At 71.2% G+C, this 17,457-nt stretch carries 17 protein-coding genes; 10 read left to right on the top strand and 7 right to left on the bottom strand.

The features are described 5' to 3' along the window. Positions 1-11: 11 nt before the first annotated feature. From ABD197_RS15715 to ABD197_RS15705, 3 genes are read left to right on the top strand one after another with little or no spacing between them, the layout of a single operon-like run. Entirely contained in the window at positions 12-1,148 is a 1,137-nt protein-coding gene (locus ABD197_RS15715) for an acyl-CoA dehydrogenase family protein (protein WP_344056030.1), read from the top strand. Beyond that, positions 1,145-2,047 carry a 3-hydroxyisobutyrate dehydrogenase gene (gene mmsB, locus ABD197_RS15710; RefSeq protein ID WP_344055921.1) on the top strand — a complete coding sequence of 301 codons (903 nt, stop codon included), beginning with the start codon at positions 1,145-1,147 and terminating at the stop codon, positions 2,045-2,047. Before ABD197_RS15715 ends, mmsB begins: the two co-directional genes overlap by 4 nt. Next, entirely contained in the window at positions 2,044-2,826 is a 783-nt protein-coding gene (locus ABD197_RS15705; RefSeq protein WP_344055920.1) for an enoyl-CoA hydratase, read from the top strand. Before mmsB ends, ABD197_RS15705 begins: the two co-directional genes overlap by 4 nt. A 43-nt stretch (positions 2,827-2,869) precedes the next feature. Here the strand turns inward: ABD197_RS15705 and ABD197_RS15700 are convergent, their stop codons facing one another. Further along, positions 2,870-3,406, bottom strand: coding sequence for a MarR family winged helix-turn-helix transcriptional regulator (locus ABD197_RS15700; protein WP_344055919.1), 537 nt, complete (start codon positions 3,404-3,406; stop codon positions 2,870-2,872). A 108-nt stretch (positions 3,407-3,514) separates the two neighbouring features. Here ABD197_RS15700 and ABD197_RS15695 point away from each other — a divergent pair, with 108 nt between their 5' ends. From ABD197_RS15695 to ABD197_RS15685, 3 genes are read left to right on the top strand one after another with little or no spacing between them, the layout of a single operon-like run. After that, positions 3,515-4,291: an electron transfer flavoprotein subunit beta/FixA family protein gene (locus tag ABD197_RS15695; RefSeq protein WP_344055918.1), complete on the top strand. Its 777-nt coding sequence runs from the start codon at positions 3,515-3,517 to the stop codon at positions 4,289-4,291. Positions 4,292-4,293: 2 nt separating this feature from the next. Continuing rightward, positions 4,294-5,262, top strand: coding sequence for an electron transfer flavoprotein subunit alpha/FixB family protein (locus ABD197_RS15690; RefSeq protein ID WP_344055917.1), 969 nt, complete (start codon positions 4,294-4,296; stop codon positions 5,260-5,262). Between the two features lie 5 nt (positions 5,263-5,267). After that, positions 5,268-7,001 carry a cytochrome b/b6 domain-containing protein gene (locus ABD197_RS15685; protein ID WP_344055916.1) on the top strand — a complete coding sequence of 578 codons (1,734 nt, stop codon included), beginning with the start codon at positions 5,268-5,270 and terminating at the stop codon, positions 6,999-7,001. On the opposite strand, the gene cofE is transcribed toward ABD197_RS15685, so the two are convergent. Continuing rightward, entirely contained in the window at positions 6,988-7,752 is a 765-nt protein-coding gene (cofE, locus tag ABD197_RS15680) for a coenzyme F420-0:L-glutamate ligase (RefSeq protein ID WP_344055915.1), read from the bottom strand. The genes ABD197_RS15685 and cofE overlap by 14 nt on opposite strands. A 10-nt stretch (positions 7,753-7,762) precedes the next feature. Further along, positions 7,763-8,269, bottom strand: coding sequence for a GNAT family N-acetyltransferase (locus ABD197_RS15675; protein WP_344055914.1), 507 nt, complete (start codon positions 8,267-8,269; stop codon positions 7,763-7,765). 153 nt (positions 8,270-8,422) lie between these two features. On the opposite strand from ABD197_RS15675, the gene ABD197_RS15670 reads away from it, so the two are divergent. Both ABD197_RS15670 and ABD197_RS15665 read left to right on the top strand, forming a co-directional pair. After that, the gene (locus tag ABD197_RS15670; RefSeq protein WP_344055913.1) at positions 8,423-8,983 is read left to right on the top strand and encodes a thioesterase family protein; all 561 of its coding nucleotides are present in this window, start codon (positions 8,423-8,425) and stop codon (positions 8,981-8,983) included. A 19-nt stretch (positions 8,984-9,002) separates the two neighbouring features. Beyond that, the gene (locus ABD197_RS15665; protein WP_344055912.1) at positions 9,003-10,265 is read left to right on the top strand and encodes a hypothetical protein; all 1,263 of its coding nucleotides are present in this window, start codon (positions 9,003-9,005) and stop codon (positions 10,263-10,265) included. Here the strand turns inward: ABD197_RS15665 and ABD197_RS15660 are convergent. Genes ABD197_RS15660 through ABD197_RS15650 form a run of 3 tightly spaced genes read right to left on the bottom strand, consistent with a single transcriptional unit; the run spans position 10,238 to position 11,936 of the window. Beyond that, positions 10,238-10,753 carry a hypothetical protein gene (locus ABD197_RS15660; protein WP_344055911.1) on the bottom strand — a complete coding sequence of 172 codons (516 nt, stop codon included), beginning with the start codon at positions 10,751-10,753 and terminating at the stop codon, positions 10,238-10,240. The two genes, ABD197_RS15665 and ABD197_RS15660, sit on opposite strands and share 28 nt — an antisense overlap. Continuing rightward, complete coding sequence (locus ABD197_RS15655) at positions 10,750-11,295, bottom strand: hypothetical protein (protein ID WP_344055910.1); 546 nt, start codon at positions 11,293-11,295, stop codon at positions 10,750-10,752. The genes ABD197_RS15660 and ABD197_RS15655 overlap by 4 nt, the downstream gene beginning before the upstream one ends. Next, on the bottom strand, positions 11,292-11,936 hold the full coding sequence (locus tag ABD197_RS15650; protein ID WP_344055909.1) for a hypothetical protein: 645 nt from the start codon (positions 11,934-11,936) through the stop codon (positions 11,292-11,294). The genes ABD197_RS15655 and ABD197_RS15650 overlap by 4 nt, the downstream gene beginning before the upstream one ends. A gap of 147 nt (positions 11,937-12,083) precedes the next feature. Between ABD197_RS15650 and ABD197_RS15645 the strand changes: the two genes are divergently transcribed. Next, positions 12,084-12,671 carry a hypothetical protein gene (locus ABD197_RS15645; protein ID WP_344055908.1) on the top strand — a complete coding sequence of 196 codons (588 nt, stop codon included), beginning with the start codon at positions 12,084-12,086 and terminating at the stop codon, positions 12,669-12,671. Between the two features lie 7 nt (positions 12,672-12,678). Here the strand turns inward: ABD197_RS15645 and ABD197_RS15640 are convergent, their stop codons facing one another. Further along, the gene (locus ABD197_RS15640; RefSeq protein ID WP_344055907.1) at positions 12,679-13,566 is read right to left on the bottom strand and encodes a LysR family transcriptional regulator; all 888 of its coding nucleotides are present in this window, start codon (positions 13,564-13,566) and stop codon (positions 12,679-12,681) included. A gap of 103 nt (positions 13,567-13,669) precedes the next feature. Between ABD197_RS15640 and ABD197_RS15635 the strand changes: the two genes are divergently transcribed. Then, positions 13,670-17,404, top strand: coding sequence for a proline dehydrogenase family protein (locus ABD197_RS15635; protein ID WP_344055906.1), 3,735 nt, complete (start codon positions 13,670-13,672; stop codon positions 17,402-17,404). Positions 17,405-17,457 lie beyond the last annotated feature (53 nt).

Raw genomic sequence — 17,457 nt, 5'->3', positions numbered from 1 at the left:
ACGTGCTCACGATGAGTCCGGACGAGCGCGCCGCGATCATCGAGGCGGTGCGTGACTTCGCACAGTCCGAACTCGCGCCGCACGCGCTCGAATGGGATGAGCACAAACACTTCCCGCGTGAAGCGCTCCGCCACGCCGGCGAGCTCGGCCTCGGCGGCATCTACGTCCGCGAGGACGTCGGCGGCTCCGCCCTCAGCCGTACGGACGCCGTCGCGATCGTCGAAGAGCTTGCGAAGGCCGACCCGGCGGTCGCGGCGTTCATCACGATCCACAACATGGTCGCGTGGATGATCGACACGTACGGCACCGACGTGCAGCGCCACGAGTGGCTCCCGAGCCTCACGGCGATGACCGGCTTCGGCAGCTACTGCCTCACCGAGCCCGGTGCGGGGTCGGATGCCGCGGCCATCACGACCAGCGCGATCAAGGACGCCGATCACTACGTCCTCACCGGCGTCAAGCAGTTCATCTCCGGCGGAGGCGAGGCGGCGGTCTACGTCGTGATGGCCCGCACCGGGGAGCCCGGAGCACGTGGCATCACCGCGTTCCTCGTGCCCGGCGACGCCGAGGGGCTGTCCTTCGGACAGAACGAGAAGAAGATGGGCTGGAACGCCCAGCCCACCCGTCAGGTCATCCTGGACGAAGTGCGCGTGCCGGCGACTTCGATCCTCGGCGCCGAGGGCCAGGGCTTCAAGATCGCGATGTCCGCCCTGAACGGCGGCCGCATCAACATCGCGGCGTGCTCGCTCGGAGGCGCGCAGTGGGCCCTCGACCGTGCCGTGCAGTACGTGCAGGAGCGCTTCACGTTCGGCGAACCGCTTGCCGAGAAGCAGTCGGTCGTCTTCACGCTCGCCGATATGGCCACCGACCTCCGCGCCGCACGCGCGCTCGTCCGCGACGCCGCGCGGGCGATCGACGAGAAGGCCCCCGACGTCGCCTTGCAGTGCGCGATGGCCAAACGCTTCGCCACCGATGCCGGCTTCCGCGTCGCGAATGAAGCCCTGCAGTTGCACGGCGGGTACGGGTACCTGCATGAGTACGGCATCGAGAAGGTCGTCCGCGACCTGCGCGTCCACCAGATCCTCGAGGGCACGAACGAGATCATGCGCGTCATCATCGGCCGCGAGCTGCTGGGATCCGGGCGATGACCCGCGTCGCGTTCCTCGGCCTCGGGCACATGGGCCTGCCGATGGCCCTCAACCTGGCGAAGGCCGGCCATGAGGTGATCGGCTTCGACGTCGTGCCCGCCGCGATCGACGCCGCGCGCGCCGGCGGCCTGGTCGTGGCCGACGCGGGGACGGATGCCGCGGCATCCGCTGACGTCGTCATCACGATGTTCCCGAGCGGGAGGCACGTGATCGACGCGTACCGCGACGGACTGCTCGCCGCGACGGCACCGGGGACGCTGTTCATCGACTGCTCCACGATCGCTGTCGACGAGGCCCGGGACGCCCACGCGCTCGCCGAGGCCGCCGGGCATCGGAGTCTCGATGCCCCCGTCTCGGGTGGGGTGGTCGGCGCGGAGAACGCGACGCTCGCGTTCATGGTCGGCGGCTCGGATGAGCATTTCGAGGCCGCCCGCCCGCTCCTGGAGGCGATGGGGCGCCGCGTCGTGCGCTGCGGCGGCGCCGGCCTCGGGCAAGCGGCCAAGGTCTGCAACAACATGATCCTCGCGGTCTCGCAGATCGCGGTGGCGGAGGCGTTCGTGCTCGGCGAGCGGCTCGGGCTGAGCCACCAGGCTCTGTTCGATGTCGCTTCGAACGCGTCGGGACAGTGCTGGGCGCTCACCACGAACTGCCCCGTGCCCGGACCGGTGCCGACGAGTCCCGCGAACCGCGACTACCAGCCCGGTTTCGCCGGCGCGCTCATGTCGAAAGACCTGGGGCTCGCCGAGCAGGCGATCGATCTCACCGGCGTCGACGCGCGGATGGGCCTGCTCGCGCGCGAGATCTACAAAGAGTTCGCGGACGGCGCGGGGGCCGGGCAGGATTTCTCGGGGATCATCACCACGATCCGCGCCGAGAGCCGAGGAGCAGCATCCGCATGACGACCCACACGTACGAGACGATCCTGGTCGAGACCCGCGGCCGGGTCGGGTGGATCACCCTGAACCGTCCGGAGGCGCTCAATGCCCTCAACTCCCAGGTGATGCACGACATCGTCGCCGCGGCATCCGCCTTCGACGCCGATCCGCGCATCGGCGCGATCGTCGTCACCGGGTCCGAGCGAGCCTTCGCCGCCGGCGCCGACATCAAGGAGATGGAGTCCAAGACCGGTCTGGACATGGTCATGGACGATCACTTCGGCGGTTGGGCGCGCTTCGCCGCGGTGCGCACGCCCGTGATCGCCGCGGTCTCCGGCTACGCGCTCGGCGGTGGATGCGAGCTCGCGATGATGTGCGACATCATCCTCGCCGCCGACTCCGCGAAATTCGGTCAGCCCGAGATCAACCTGGGCGTCATCCCGGGGATGGGCGGCACGCAGCGGCTCGTCCGGGCGGTCGGGTACTACAAGGCCGCCGAGCTCGTGCTCACCGGTCGTCTCATGGGCGCCGAAGAGGCCGAGCGCGCCGGACTCGTGTCGCGGGTCGTTCCTGCCGCCGAGCTGCTCGACGAGGCCGGTAAGGTCGCGGAGACGATCGCGGCGAAGTCCCTCCCGTCCGTGTACGCCGCGAAGGCGACGCTGGATGCCGCGCTCGAGTCCACGCTCGCCGAAGGTCTGCGCCTGGAGAAGCACGCCTTCGCTGCGCTGTTCGACACGGCGGACCAGAAGGAGGGCATGGCCGCCTTCCGCGAAAAGCGCTCCCCCGACTTCCAGAACCGCTGACTCTCCCCCCGATGGCAGTCTCGCGGGTGGGTGCGGCACCGGGCTACAGGGGGTCGGGCAGCGGGCGCGGCTCGGCGAAGTCGCCGGCATCCTTGCGCAGGCGCGCGATGATCGCCACCAGTTCGGCGGTGTCCTCTGCGCTCAGGCCCGGCTCGGCGAACACCTGCTCGTTCAACGCCAGGGTCGCGCGCTCGACGAGATCACGACCGGATGCCGTCAGCACGAGCATCGCGGCACGTCCATCGACCGGGTGGGGGCGTCGCTCGACGAAGCCGTCGCGCACGAGCCGGTCGACCGTGTTGGTGACGCTCGTGGGGTGCACCTGCAGCCGCGCGATCGCGCTGGCCATCGGCATCCGTCCCTCTCGAGTGAACCCCAGCAGGCGCAGCATCTCGTACCGCGCGAACGACAGGCCGAAGGGCTTGAGCGCCGCATCGATGCGCGCGAGCATGAGCTGCTGCGCGCGGATGATCGAGGTCACCGCGGACATTCCCGGTGCGGCATCCGTCCATCCGTGCGCCGTCCACTGGCGCTTCGCCTCGGCGATCGGGTCGACGGGAAGCGGTCCTGACTTGGGCATCCCGGGCCTCCCTTCCGGCGATGTCCACGGTAGCCGTTCGAGGCCGCCACGAGCGCGATCGCGGCTGTGCGCGCGCCATAGACTCGAAGCACGAAGGAGCGGAGCGCAATGAGAATCGTCGTCTTGGTCAAAGAGGTCCCGGACACGTGGGGTGATCGCAAGCTGAACCTGGAGACGGGGCTTGCCGATCGGTCCGCGAGCGAGCGGGTGCTCGACGAGATCGGGGAGCGTTCGCTCGAGGTGGCGCTGAGCTACGCGGATCAGAATGCCGGCACCGAGGTGATCGTGGTGTCGATGGCGCCGGCGGAGTCCGCGGCGACGGTGCGGAAGGGTCTCGCGATGGGCGCGCATTCGGCGGTGCATATCGCGGATGAGCAGCTGGTCGGGGCGGATCTGGGTCTGACGGCGGAGGTGCTGGCCGCGGCGGTTTCGCGCACCGGGTTCGATCTGGTGATTGCCGGGAACCTGTCCACGGACGGGTCCGGTGGGGTGATGGGGGCGATGGTCGCCGAACTTCTGGACGTACCGAACCTGACGGCGTTGACCTCGGTGCAGATCGAGGACGGTCGGGTGTCGGGGGCGCGGGCGAGCGACGGCGCGACGATGCGGGTGTCGGCGGAGCTGCCGGCGGTGATCTCGATCACGGAGGCGCTGCCGGACGCGCGGTTCCCGAACTTCAAGGGCATCATGGCGGCCAAGAAGAAGCCGTTCGAGACGCTGACCCTCGCGGACCTCGGTGTCGAGCCGGAGGATCACTCCGCGTCGCGCTCGATCGTGCTGGCATTGAGTGAGAAGCCGCCGCGTCAGGCGGGGACGAAGATTGTCGATGAGGGCGACGCGGGCGAGAAGCTCGCGGAGTTCCTCGTGCAGAACAGGCTGGTGTGATCATGGGGTTCGCAGAGGATTCGGTCCTGGTGCTCCTGGATGTGACGCCGACCGGCGAGCTGGCCAAGTCCGCGGCCGGGCTTCTCGGGGCGGCGGCGGAGATCGGCACGCCCGTCGCGGTGATCGTCGGCGACGAGAAGCTCGCGGCGGATGCCGGCGCTCTGGGCGCGGCATCCGTCCTGGTGGTGGCGCCCGTGGCGGGGGAGTTGACGGTGCCGGTAGTGGATGCGCTGGCCGCGGCGGCGGATCTGGTGCGCCCGGACGCGATCCTGATCTCGAACTCGATCGAGGGACGTGATGTCGCGGGCCGGTTCGCAGCGCGGACCCGGTCGGGTCTGTGCGTGGATGCCGTCGGTGTCTCGCGGGATGCCGAGGGTGTGGTCGCGCAGCACTCCGTATACGGGGGTGCGTACAACGTCGACGCCGCGGTGACGTGGGGGGCGCCCGTGATCACCGTGCGGCAGGGCGCGGTCGAGGCCCGCGCGGCCGCGGTCGACGCACCGGCGGTGCAGACTCTCGCCGTGACCGCGTCGGGCAAGCGGGCAGCGTCGGTGGATGCGGTGGAGCCGGCCGCGGTGACGTCGTCGCGGCCGGAGCTGCGCGGAGCGAAGGCGGTCGTCTCGGGAGGCCGGGGGCTGGGGTCGGCGGAGAAGTTCGCGCTCGTCGATGAGCTCGCCGACGCGCTGGGAGCTGCGGTGGGTGCGTCGCGCGCGGCGGTGGACGCCGGGTATGTGCCTCAGTCGTACCAGGTCGGGCAGACGGGTGTGTCGGTGTCGCCGCAGTTGTATGTCGCTCTGGGAATCTCCGGCGCGATCCAGCACAAGGCCGGCATGCAGACCGCGAAGACGATCGTCGCGATCAACAAGGACGCCGACGCGCCGATCTTCGAGATCGCCGATTTCGGTGTCGTCGGCGACCTGTTCACGGTGGTGCCGCAGCTGATCGAGGCGCTGCAGGCGCGGAAGGTCTGACCCCGGTGGCGACGTACGGGCAGACCCTGCGACGCGGGTTGCCGCGCACCCCGGGCGGGCAGCCGTGGCCCGCGGATGCCGCATCTCCGCTCGCCGCATCTCCCGAGGTGCCCGCCGCCGAGGCGCCCGCCGTTGATGCGCACGGCGCGGTTGTCGTGCAGTCGGCGCTTCCCGCAGCCGTGCCCGCGGATATCGCGGCCGGGGCCCTGACGCCGGATGCTGTCCGTGTGGACGGGGATCGGCATCCGATCGCGCCCGCGTCGGCCGCCGCGGCCGGTGGTGCCCGGACGATCCGCCGCGGCCTGCCGCGCGTGCCGGGCGGGGAGCCCTGGCCCCCGGCATCCGCCGTCGTCGCCTCGGCGGAGCCTGCCGCCGCGCCCGTTCATCTGTCACCCGTGAACGCCGACGCCCCCGAAATCCGTGCACAGGTGTCGGACGAACCTCGAGCGACCGCGCCGGCCGCGGCAGTGCGGGCCGCGGCAGCGCCCGCCGCGGCGGCGCCGAGCACGGACGGTGCGCGCCCGCTCCGGCGCGGGCTGCCCCGCACGTCGGGCGGTGACCCGTGGCCGCCCGCCGGGTTCGCGCCGGAGCAGCGCGCGGAAGTGGCAGCACCGGTCGCCTCCGCGCCACCTACCCGGCACGACGCGACACCTTCGCACCCGGCCGCCGATGCCGACGTGGCAGTTCCGGTCGCGTCCGCGCCGCTGACCGGGCACGAGGTCACACTTTCGCGGGCGGATGCCGCCACCGATCTGTCGGTGCCTCTGCCGTTCACGCGCACGGTGTACCCGGGCAGAGCCGCGCGCACCCGCCCCGCACCGCGCCCCGAACCTGCGCGGATCGGCCCGTTCACGAGACTCCAGTGGGCGGGGGCCGTCATCGTTGGCGGGGCCGGGCTGCTGTTCGCGGCGGGGATGGCCGTGGTCGCGGTGCGTTTCCTGCTGAGCCTGGAGCCGTTCCAGGACTTCCTGACCACCTATCCGGGCGAGTACGAGCTGCCCGAGGGGGCGCCGGTCGGGTTCCCGGCGTGGCTGGGGTGGCAGCACTTCTTCAACGTGTTCCTGATGGTGCTGATCATCCGCACCGGCCTGCAGGTGCGCCGTGAGAAGCGGCCGAGCGTGTTCTGGTCGCCGCGCGGCGCGAAGAAGCGCAAGATCAGCCTGAACCTGTGGTTCCACCAGGCGCTGGATCTGCTGTGGGTGACGAACGGCGTGATCTTCATCGTCCTGCTGTTCACCACCGGGCAGTGGATGCGGATCGTCCCGACCAGCTGGGAGGTGTTCCCGAACGCGATCAGCGCAGCGCTGCAGTACGTGTCATTGGACTGGCCGACCGAGAACGGCTGGGTGAACTACAACTCGCTGCAGCAGTTGGCGTACTTCGCGACCGTCTTCCTCGCCGCGCCGCTCGCGATAGCGACCGGTGTGCGCATGTCGGGGATCTGGCCCAAGAACGCGACCGCGCTGAACAAGGCGTACCCGGTCGAGTGGGCCCGGAAGATCCACTTCCCGGTGATGCTGTACTTCGTCGCGTTCATCATCGTGCACGTCGCACTCGTCTTCGCCACCGGGGCCCTGCGCAACCTCAACCACATGTACGCCGCGCAGGACGCGGTCAACTGGGTCGGGTTCTGGATCTTCGCCGCGTCCATGGTCGTGATCGCCGCCGGGTGGATCGCCGCGCGGCCGCTCGTCCTCGCCCCGATCGCGCGACTCTTCGGGGCCGTCAGCGGCCGGTGACGGATGCCGCACCCGCGGCGAACCCGTCGGCGTAGGCCTCGTCCGCCCCGCGGTGGAACATGTCGCGCTCGGGATCCCGGACGATCGAGCGGGCCCCGGGCAGGTCGAGGTCGCCGACCAGATCCGCTCTGCCCCGCACCACCGCGACGGGCAGTCGGGTCGCCTTGCCCTTCACGAGATCGGTCGCGGCGGCCAGCTCGTCGGCGACGCACGGCATCGTGACGACCAGGGGCCGGCCCTCGGCATCCGTCGCACCGCGCAGGTCCTCGAAGACGTGGACGCCCGCCGCGCCGATCGCGGCGTCGGTCTGCCCCTCGCGCCACGCCCGACCGAGGGTGTCCGAGACGATCACGCCCACCCGCACGCCGAGACGGGCGCGCAGCCCGGTGGCGATCTCCCGCGCCGATGCATCGGGGTCGACCGGCAGGAGCAAGACGGTGCCCTGCGGGGTGTTGGACGCATCCACACCGGCGGCGGCGGCGACGATCCCGAGCTTGTTCTCCACGATCCTCGTCGTGTGACCGCTCTCGGACGTGCGGGATGCGACGACCCTGACCGTCTCCGCGGTGATCGCGTCCTCGCGGTCGTCCGCGGCGATCATGCGGCCTTCGGCCTTCGAGACGATCTTGGAGGTGACGACCAGGATGTCGCCGTCCGCGAGTGTGTCGCCGGCGGCGTCCGCGATCAGCGCGACGAGATCCGACTGCGCGGTGACCTCGGGAATGCCGCGCAGCGGCCAGATCTGCAGCACCGAGACCGTGTCAGCGGACGAACCGCACCTCGGTGAGCGTCTCGCCGAGGAAAGGCTCGGTGTGCGCGGCACCGTCGAGGCTGAACCCGTTGCGGGTGTAGAAGCGGTGCGCGCGAGGGTTGTCCTCGGCGACCCAGAGGTACACCTCTTCGTCGGAGCCGACGACGGCGTCGAACAGACGCTGACCGATGCCGGTGCCGTGCCACGCGTCGAGCAGATAGATGAAGTACAGCTCGCGGAAGCGCGGGGCGTCCTTGTCGCGGGCGGGGCCGGAGCCCGCGAAGCCGACGATCTCACCGTCGGCGAGCGCGGCGAACATCTTGAAGTCGGGACCCTGTGATGCCCAGTGGGTCCACAGCTCGGCCATCCGGCGCGGCGAGATCTTCTCGAGCGCCGCCTTGCTGATCAGGTGGTCGTACGTCTCGTGCCAACAGGTCGCGTGTACGCGGCCGAGGGCTTCAGCATCGACGTCTCGCACTGGACGGACGACGATGTCGGTCTGCAGTTCGGCTTCCATGGGGCTGACTCTACGCTCGGCTCTGCGGCGGCCAAAATCGGCGCCGGCGCTTGACAATCGGGGTGTCGCGAACGGCGGATGCCGCCTCCGAAGCATGTCGGAATCCGACAACGGAATCGCCCGAGCGGTCGTCGATGGCTACCATCGCTCCTCGTGAACGTGATCTGGCGGACCCTGCTGACGATCTGGCGCGCGAAGATCCAGCTGCGCCGCAAGGGCACCCTCCCCCCGACGGCCGTGGGGCGCGTGTCGGTGCGGACGCTTCCGACCGACATCGACCTGCTCGGGCACATGAACAACGGCCGCTACGGGTCGCTGTTCGACCTCGGCCGCTTCGACCTGCTGATCCGTACGGGTATCTGGGACGTGTTCAGCCGCAAGGGCTGGTACGCGGTCGTGGCCAGCGAGACCATCACGTTCCGCAAGTCGCTGCAGCTGTGGCAGCGCTTCACGGTCGAGTCGCGCCTGCTCGGGCACGACGACAAGTCGGCGTACCTGATGCATCGCGCCGTCGTGGACGGCGAGGTGTTTGCCGAGATGATCGTGCGCGCGCGCTTCCTGCGGCGCTCGGGCGGGATCGTGCCGCATGAGGAGCTGTTCCAGGAGCTGCACCGCCCCGACAACCTCCCCGAGCTCGCCCCGTGGGTCGTCGAGTGGGCGGCGGCGTCGGCCCTGCCGTCGACGCGGGTTCCGGCGCCGAGCACCTGGCAGTAGGCCCCGGTAGCGTGGACGCGTGATCGCCGTCCTGCGCCTGGCCGGCCGGCTGCTGTGGCGGCACTGGCCCGCCCTTCTCGCGCTCTACCTCGCGGGCACGCTCGGGCGGTACCTCGCGATCCAGATCGCCGGTTTCGTCGGTGCCTACAGCGCGATCGGCGGTGCGCTGCTCTTCCCCCTCGCGATCCTCGCGCGTCTGGTCGCCCTCGTCGCGATGCTCCTGGTGCTCAGGGACGGCATGGTCGCCCTCGGCGCGATCGCGCCGGTGCCGGTCGATCGGGCCGGGCGGCGCCGGGCGTTCGTCGATGCGCTCATGGCCGGCATCCTGCCCTTCGTGGCGTTCTACGCCGCATGGGGCTATCTGAAAGAGGATGCCGCCGCCTACTTCGCGCGCCTCCTCGACGTGAACACCGGGCTGATCGCCGACGAGATCTTCGGCGGTCGGGAGCGGGCCGGTGACGCGGCGGTCGGGGAGTTGAGCCTCGGCCCGATCACGATCGCGATCATCGTCGCCGCCTTCGCCGGGCGCTGGCTGTGGAAGCGCCATCGCGCGCGACTGCCCCGGGCGTTCGCGGTCGCCGCGGTGTATCTCGAGATCCTGTGGGTCTATCTGTCGGTGACCCTGATCGCGGACGCGCTCGGGATCGTGACCGGCTGGGTGCAGACCCGGCAGGGCATCGTCTGGCTCGCGGAGGCGCGCGCCTGGGTCGCCGATCAGCTCGTGCCGATCGCGTGGATCTGGGACGGCGTGGAGTGGCTCCTCGGCGAGGTCGGAGGCATCGTCCTGTTGCCGATCGCGTGGCTCACGATCGCCGGCGTCATCTACGGGCAGGCGGTCGCGCCGCAGAGCGCGCAGCTCGGCGGTGCGGTCTACACCCGTGCCCGCGCCCGCCTGGACACGCTGCCGGGCAGACTGCGCGCGCGCCTGAAGGACATCTGGTCGGACCTGATCGCCCGCTTCCAGCCGATCGGGCGCGCGATCCTGCTCATGTGGCGCGCCGGACCGGTGCTGATCGGTTCGTACGTCCTGCTGTTCACCGTGCTGCTGTCGCTGGATGCCGCGCTCGAGCTCGGGATCTCCCGCGTCGTCGGCCCGAACGAGCTCGCGTCGTTCTGGATGGTCAACGCGCCGCTGATCTTCCTCGCGGTGCCGCTCGTGATCGAGCCGCTGCGGGTCGTTCTGGTCGCCGGTGCATACGACGCGGTGATCGCGCGGCTGGCGCCCGCCGCGGCGAGCGACGAGGCGGCGCCGGTTCAGGGCGAGACGATCAGCCGCACGTAGTTCGGATACTCCGCAGCGGTCTCGAGGTCGACCGTGAAAGGACCCTCCGCATCGGCCGGGACGATGTAGGCGAGGGTCAGCGAGTAGCGGATCGGGAGCGCGGAGTCGCACGAGGATCGACGCTCGGGGTCGTAGGGCAGATCGAGCTCGAGTGACGCCTCGTTCCACTGACGCTGAGTCCCGCCGATCTCGCGCAGGACGGGCGGGGAGCACGCGATGGGCTCGGCACCGGGATCCACCAGGACACGGGCCATGACGACCTTCGTGCCGGGGGGAGCCGAGGACTCGTCTTCGACGCCCGCACGGGCCGGGCCCACGGTCGCGCCGGCGTAGACCGTCGAGTCGCCGCTGTGCACCGTGACGGGTCTGGTGGCATGCCCCGCGTCGAACTCGGACCACTCGTTCACCGCGACGACTCCGGCCGTGAGCGGCAGCAGGACCGCCACCGCGCCGAGCGCGACCGCATTGCGCCGCCACCAGCCGGTCATCGGGCGCTCCAGACGGTCGGATCGAGCTCGACGTCGGCGGCGGGCTCGACGGTGCCGAGGTCGACGTTCACCGCGATGAGGGAGTCCAGACGCGGGTCGGTGGTCTCTCCGAATCGCAGCGTGGCATCGCCGCCGGTGACGTCGTCGGCGAGCTCGAAGGCGACGCTCCCGGACTGCGGAACTCCCACCGAGAGCGATTCACCCAGGAACGACTCCGGCCGCTCGCTGGCGCGGTAGGTTCGGCCGTCCACCTCGAGGGTCGCCAGGGCGAGGAGGCACCCCTTCTCCGAGACCACGGCTTCGGCATCCAGGTCGACGACGACCCAGTTGCCCTCCGCTCTCCACTCGCCCGCACGAACATCACTCGCGCGCGTCACGTCCGTGACGGTGATCGCGATGTTGCGCCCGACCGCGCGCTCGCCGACGGCCGCGGCCACGACGAACGGCTCCTCCTCGGCGTCCGGCGCGGGAGTGATCGCCGCGACGCCCCACGCCGCGGCGACGAGTCCCGCGCCCGCCGCCCAGGCGAGGACGCGCCTCATGCCCCCGCCCCCACGTCCTCGATGACGACCGTCGTGGTCGCGGCGGGCACCGGATCCGTCCACCACTGCCCACTGGTCACGAACGACCCCGTGTACAGCGTGAGATCGTTCAGCGTCACCGTGAGCTTCTGGTCGGCGTCGAACCGATCGGCATCGACGGCCCACGTCACGACGATCTGCGCGGGGACACCGGGCTGGAGCCACGGTCCCACCGTCGCATCGTCCAGGCGAGCCGTCGAGTCGGGTCCGGCGCTCAGCCCCTCGATCGTGAAGGACTTCGCCACGCTCGTGCCCGGGCTCGTCGGTAGCGGCTGCGTCCATTCGTTCTCGACCGTCACCACGAGCGCGAGGACCCGCTCGCCGTCCTCGACGTAGACGCCGGCATCCGGGAATTCGTCGATCAGCACCGCCCGCTCGACCCGGATCGACAGCTGGTCGTTGCGGTGCGTCGCACCGTCCGCGAGCACCGCGGGCTCGTGCTCCGCGGCGGTCGCGAGTCCCCCGAAAGCGGCGGTCGCAGCGAGGAAGAGTCCTGTTCCGATCGCCGCGAACCAGCGGGTGGGCACCCGATCGGATGCCGCGCGCAACCATCCGAAGCGCGTCCGGGCGCGCGTCACCGGGCTCTGGTCGGGGGGCGTCACCACTTCACCCTACGAAACGTCGTCCTGTCGGCGTACCCCACGGCGCCCGACCGCGCAAGCGGATGGCGCGGCGCGCGCAGGTGCGGTTGCCTTCGGAGGTGCGGTCGTCCCACCCGGGCGATCCCGAAACCTCGAAGGAGTGACCTCATGGACACTGCCACCCTCATCTGGATCGGCATCGCGGTGATCGTCGTCGCGATCATCGTCGTGATCGCGATCATGGCTTCGCGGCGTGCGTCGGCGAAGCGGCTCGAAGCCCAACACGCGAAGGCGGAGGAGCTGCGCGCGGACGCGCGGCAGACCGAGCTCGCCGCGCGCGAGCGCGAAGCGCAGGCCGCCCAGGCGCGGGCCGATGCGGCGACCGCCGCTGCGGAGGCGGAGCAGGCGAAGGCCCGTGCCGCTCAGGCCGGCATCGAGGCGGAGCGCGCCTCGGCCACGATCGGCGAGCACAGCTCGGACGCCGAGCGGCTGCGGGCCGAGCAGGCCGAGAAGCTGCGCAAGGCCGACGAGCTCGACCCGCAGGTCCGCACCGAGCGGGCGGATGCCCGACAGGGCGATGCGCGTCACGCGGACGCCGACGGCGACGGCATCCGGGACGACCGGGAGGGCGACGTCACTCAGGGCTACGTGCCCGCGCCGCGACGCAGTGCCGGGGACGTCCCCGCCGCGCGAGACGGTGTGCCGGGGGACCCCGACGCGGTGCGGGCAGCGCGGGAGCAGCGCCCGCCGGCCTGACCTGCGGTCACACCGGCCGGGCGGCGAACGCGTCGCGCAGCGCCGCCCGCACCGCCCGGATGCCGACCCTCGACGCCGAGGAGGCGCGGGCGGCGCTGAAGATCTCGCGAACCGGCTGACCGGGCAGGTCGACGAGTCGCACCGGCGGATCGATGTCGGTCCACACCAGATCCGGCAGGACTCCGACCGCCCGGCCCGCGGCGATCAGGCGCACGGCGGCGGTGAGGTCGGCGATCTCGAAGCGCACGTCGGGCTCGAATCCCGCGGCGCGGCATTGCTGCACCGCCCACTGACGGGCGGCCGTTCCTGCGGGCTCCATGACCCAGGCGCGGTCGCGGAGGTCGGCGAGGGAGCGGGCGGAGTCCGCCGGTGGCAGGGCGAGCCGGATCGGATCGCTGCCGAGCACGTCGCGCTCGAGCCCGGCTCGATGCGCGCGGGTGTGCCCGGGATACTGCTCCGCGATCACCAGGTCGAATCCGCGGGCGGACAGTTCGAACAGACCCTCTTCCGGCGGCACCTCGGCGATCTCCACCCGCAGGCCCGGTTCGCGCTCGGCCAGCAGGGACAGCGCAGCCGGCAGCAGGGCGTGCGCCGCGGTCTGCAGCACCGCCACGCGCACCGGCGCGATGCCCGGCTGCAGGCTCTCCAGCTCGGCGCGGATCCGCTCTTCGAGCTCGAGCGCCCGCGCCGCGTGCGCGGCCAGCAGGATGCCGGCATCCGTCAACCGCACCCGACGACCGTCGGCGATCAGGAGCGCGACGCCCGCGTCCTTCTCCAGCTGCGCGAGCTGCTGCGAGATCGTCGAGGGGCTGTAGGAGAGCGCCTCGGCGACCGCGGCGAGCGTGCCGCGGAGCGAGAGTTCGTGCAGGAGACGGAGTCGTCGAAGTTCGAACACGGCACCCCCTCGGACCTCGTCTCGGCATTCATCGATGAGATCGAACGGTACCGATCATAGATGGTTGCTTTTCTCGAACGTTCGGATGCCGCATGCTGGAGGCATGTCCGCCTCTTCGACTGCGCTCCCCGACACGTTGACCGATGAGGCGATCGACCTCGCCCGTCGCTGGGTCGCCGAGAGCGCGGGGGTGCAGGGCGACGCATCCGCGCAGCGCCTCGCCGGCGTGCTGAAGGACCCGGACGGGCTGCCCTTCACGATCGGCTTCGTGGACGGGGTGATGCGTCCGGAGAGCCTGTCCGCGGCGGCATCCAACCTCACGCGGGTCGCCCCGCTCGTGCCGAAGTTCCTGCCGTGGTACCTGCGTGGCGCCGTACAGGTCGGCGGCGTCGTCGCCCCCGTGCTGCCCTCGCCGGTCGTGCCGATCGCGCGGCGCGTCCTGCGCGAGATGGTCGGGCATCTGGTGGTCGACGCCCGCCCGGACAAGCTCGGCCCCGCGATCGCGAAGATCCGCGAGAGCGGTGCGCGGCTCAACCTCAACCTGCTCGGCGAAGCGGTGCTCGGCGAGAAGGAGGCGCTGCGCCGGCTCGAGGGGATCCACGACCTCGTCCGCCGGCCCGACGTGGACTACGTCTCGGTCAAGGTCTCGGCGATCGCGAGCCACATCTCGATGTGGGCGTTCGACGACGTCGTCGAACGGGTTGTCACGCGACTGTTGCCGCTGTACCTCACGGCCGCGACCGACGGCACGTTCATCAACCTCGACATGGAGGAGTACCGCGACCTCGACCTCACGATCGCCGTCTTCACCCGACTGCTCGAGGACCCCCGCCTTCAGCAGCTCGAGGCGGGCATCGTGCTGCAGGCCTACCTGCCCGACGCCCTGCCCGCACTCGAGGAGCTCACCGCGTGGGCGCGCGTTCGCGTCGCCGCGGGCGGGGCGCGCATCAAGGTGCGCCTGGTGAAGGGCGCGAACCTCGCGATGGAGCGCGTGGACGCCGTGATGCACGACTGGGCGCTCGCGACGTACGACCGCAAGCTCGACTCGGACGCGAACTACGTGCGGTGCCTGCAGAGCGCACTGGATCCCGCGCACACCGCCGCGGTGCGGATCGGCGTCGCCGGCCACAACCTCTTCGACATCGCGTACGCGTGGCTGCTCGCCGGTGAGCGCGGGGTGCGCGCCGACGTCGAGTTCGAGATGCTCCTGGGGATGGCGCAGGGGCAGGTCGAGGCCGTCGCGCGCGAGGTGGGACACGTGCTGCTGTACGTGCCGGTCGTCCGTCCGGATGAGTTCGACGTCGCGATCAGCTACCTCGTGCGGCGCCTCGAGGAGAACGCGTCGAGCGAGAATTTCCTCTCGGCGGCATTCGAGCTCGCCGACGACTCCTCTCTGTTCGACCGCGAGCGCGACCGCTTCACCGCCTCGATCGCCCGCGCAGCCGACCCGGCGCTGCCGACGGGGCCGAACCGTCGGCAGGACCGCATTGTCGATGGGGCGCCCCCGGCGCTGGTGCGGCCCGCGGACGGTGAAACGCCGGGGAGAAAAGCGCCCGTCGGGTCCCTCAGCGACGCGAATGGTGCGGATTCTCCCCAGGGTTTGACGCAGGCTGTTCTCGGCATCGCCCGCGGGTCGGCCGGCGAGGGGGACACCGTCCCGATCGAGCCGACGGCCGCTGAGCAGATGTTCGCCGGTGATGCCTACGTCGAGACCGCGGTGTTCGCCGTCCGGCAGGCCGATGACCGCGCCGAGGGTGCCCCCGGATTCCGTAACGCCGCCGACACCGACCCCTCGCTTCCGGCGAACCGGGAGTGGAGCCGCGGCATTCTGCAGCGCATCGACTCCTCGACCGCCGGCGACGCGACGATCGCCGCGGCGCTCGTGAGCGATCCGGACGAGCTCGAGGTGATCATCGCCCGGGTCCGTGCCGCCGCCGAGCCCTGGGGACAGCGTCCCGCGGCCGACCGGGCGGCCGTGCTGCAGGCTGCCGCGCGAGCCCTGGAGGCGCGGCGCGGCGAGCTGATCGAGGTCGCGGCGTCGGAGACGGGCAAGGTCTTCGCCGAGGCGGATGTCGAAGTGAGCGAGGCGGTCGACTTCGCGAACTACTACGCCGCGACCGCGCGCGAGCTCGATCGGGTGAGCGGCGCGGTGTTCGTCCCGGCCAGGCTCACGGTCGTGACGCCGCCGTGGAACTTCCCCGTCGCGATCCCGGCGGGCGGCGTTCTCGCCGCCCTCGCCGCCGGGTCGGGTGTCGTGTTCAAGCCGGCGCCACAGGCCCGGCGGTGCGCCGCCGTGCTCGCCGAGGCGCTCTGGGAGGCCGGTGTGCCGCGCGATGTGCTCGCGCTCGTCGACCTCGACGAAGGCGCGCTCGGACGGCACCTCGTCTCGCACCCCGACGTCGACCGGGTGATCCTCACCGGCTCGTGGGAGACCGCCGCACTCTTCCGCTCTTGGCGTCCCGATCTGCCGCTGCTGGCCGAGACGAGCGGCAAGAACGCGATGATCGTGATGCCCTCCGCCGACCTCGATCTCGCCGCGGCCGACCTCGTCAAGAGCGCGTTCGGCCACGCCGGACAGAAGTGCTCCGCCGCGTCGCTCGCGATCCTCGTCGGGCCGGTCGCGCGCTCGCAGCGCTTCGCGCGACAGCTCGTGGATGCCGCGACCTCGCTGCGCGTCGGGCCGCCGACCGATCCGACCGCCGAGGTCGGGCCCGTGATCGAACCACCCCACGGCAAGCTCGCGTGGGCGCTCAGCACACTCGACGACGGCGAGAAATGGCTCGTCGAGCCGCGTCCGCTCGATTTCGGACGCGAGTACGAGGGCAGGTTCTTCAGCCCCGGCATCCGCACCGGCGTGCGCCCCGGATCCCGGTTCCACCGCGAGGAGTTCTTCGGCCCGGTGCTCGGCGTGATGCACGCGCACTCGCTCGCGCACGCGATCGAGCTGCAGAACGCCGTCGCATACGGGCTCACCGCGGGTCTGTACACCCAGAACCCCGACGATCTGGAGGTGTGGCTGGACGAGGTGCAGGCCGGCAATCTCTATGTCAATCGTGGGATCACCGGCGCGATCGTGCAGCGGCAGCCGTTCGGCGGGTGGAAGCGCTCCTCGGTCGGCGCCGGCACGAAGGCCGGTGGCCCGAACTACCTCGTCGGTCTCGGCGCGTGGCGACCGTCCGCGGGGGGTGCCGCCTCGACGACGCTGCACCTGCGCGGGCTCGACTCGCGCATCACGACGCTGATCGAGGCGGCGCAGCCGTCGCTGGACTACGAGGCGTTCGAGTGGCTGCGGCGTGGAGCGCTGTCGGACGCGCTCGCGTGGGACCGCGAGTTCGGGCAGGTGCGGGACGTGTCGCGCCTTGGCGTCGAGCGGAACCTGTTCCGCTACCGCCCCGTCGAGGTCGCTGTGCGCGCAACGAAGGACGCGTCGTGGCAGGCCCTGCTGCGGGTCGTGGTGGCCGGCATCCGGGCGGGGTCGTCCTTCACGCTCAGCGCGCCGGTGGGTCTTCCCGCGTCCGTTCGCCGTGCGCTCGGTGACGAAGGGGTCGCGGTGTTCGTCGAGTCGGACGAGGAATGGCTCCAGCGCATGACCGCGACCGGTGAGGGGGCCGGCCCCCGTCCGCCGCGTGCCCGACTCGTCGGCGCGCCGGACTCCGTCGCCGAGCTGCACCGCGCGCTCGCCGACGCCGTGGCGGGCGACCCCGATCTCGCCGTGTACTCGAACGAGGTCACGACCGCCGGCCGCGTCGAGCTCCTGCCGTTCCTGCACGAGCAGTCGATCACGATCACCGCGCATCGCTTCGGCAACCCCGATCCCTGGAGCGCCTCCGTCATCTGAACTCGCCGACCGTGGGCTCGCGCCCGATGTAAAGAAAGTTTGACACGCACGAC

The organism is Microbacterium lacus (assembly GCF_039531105.1).
Taxonomy (GTDB): Bacteria; Actinomycetota; Actinomycetes; order Actinomycetales; family Microbacteriaceae; genus Microbacterium; species Microbacterium lacus.
This window is presented reverse-complemented; position numbering and strand designations above follow the sequence as displayed.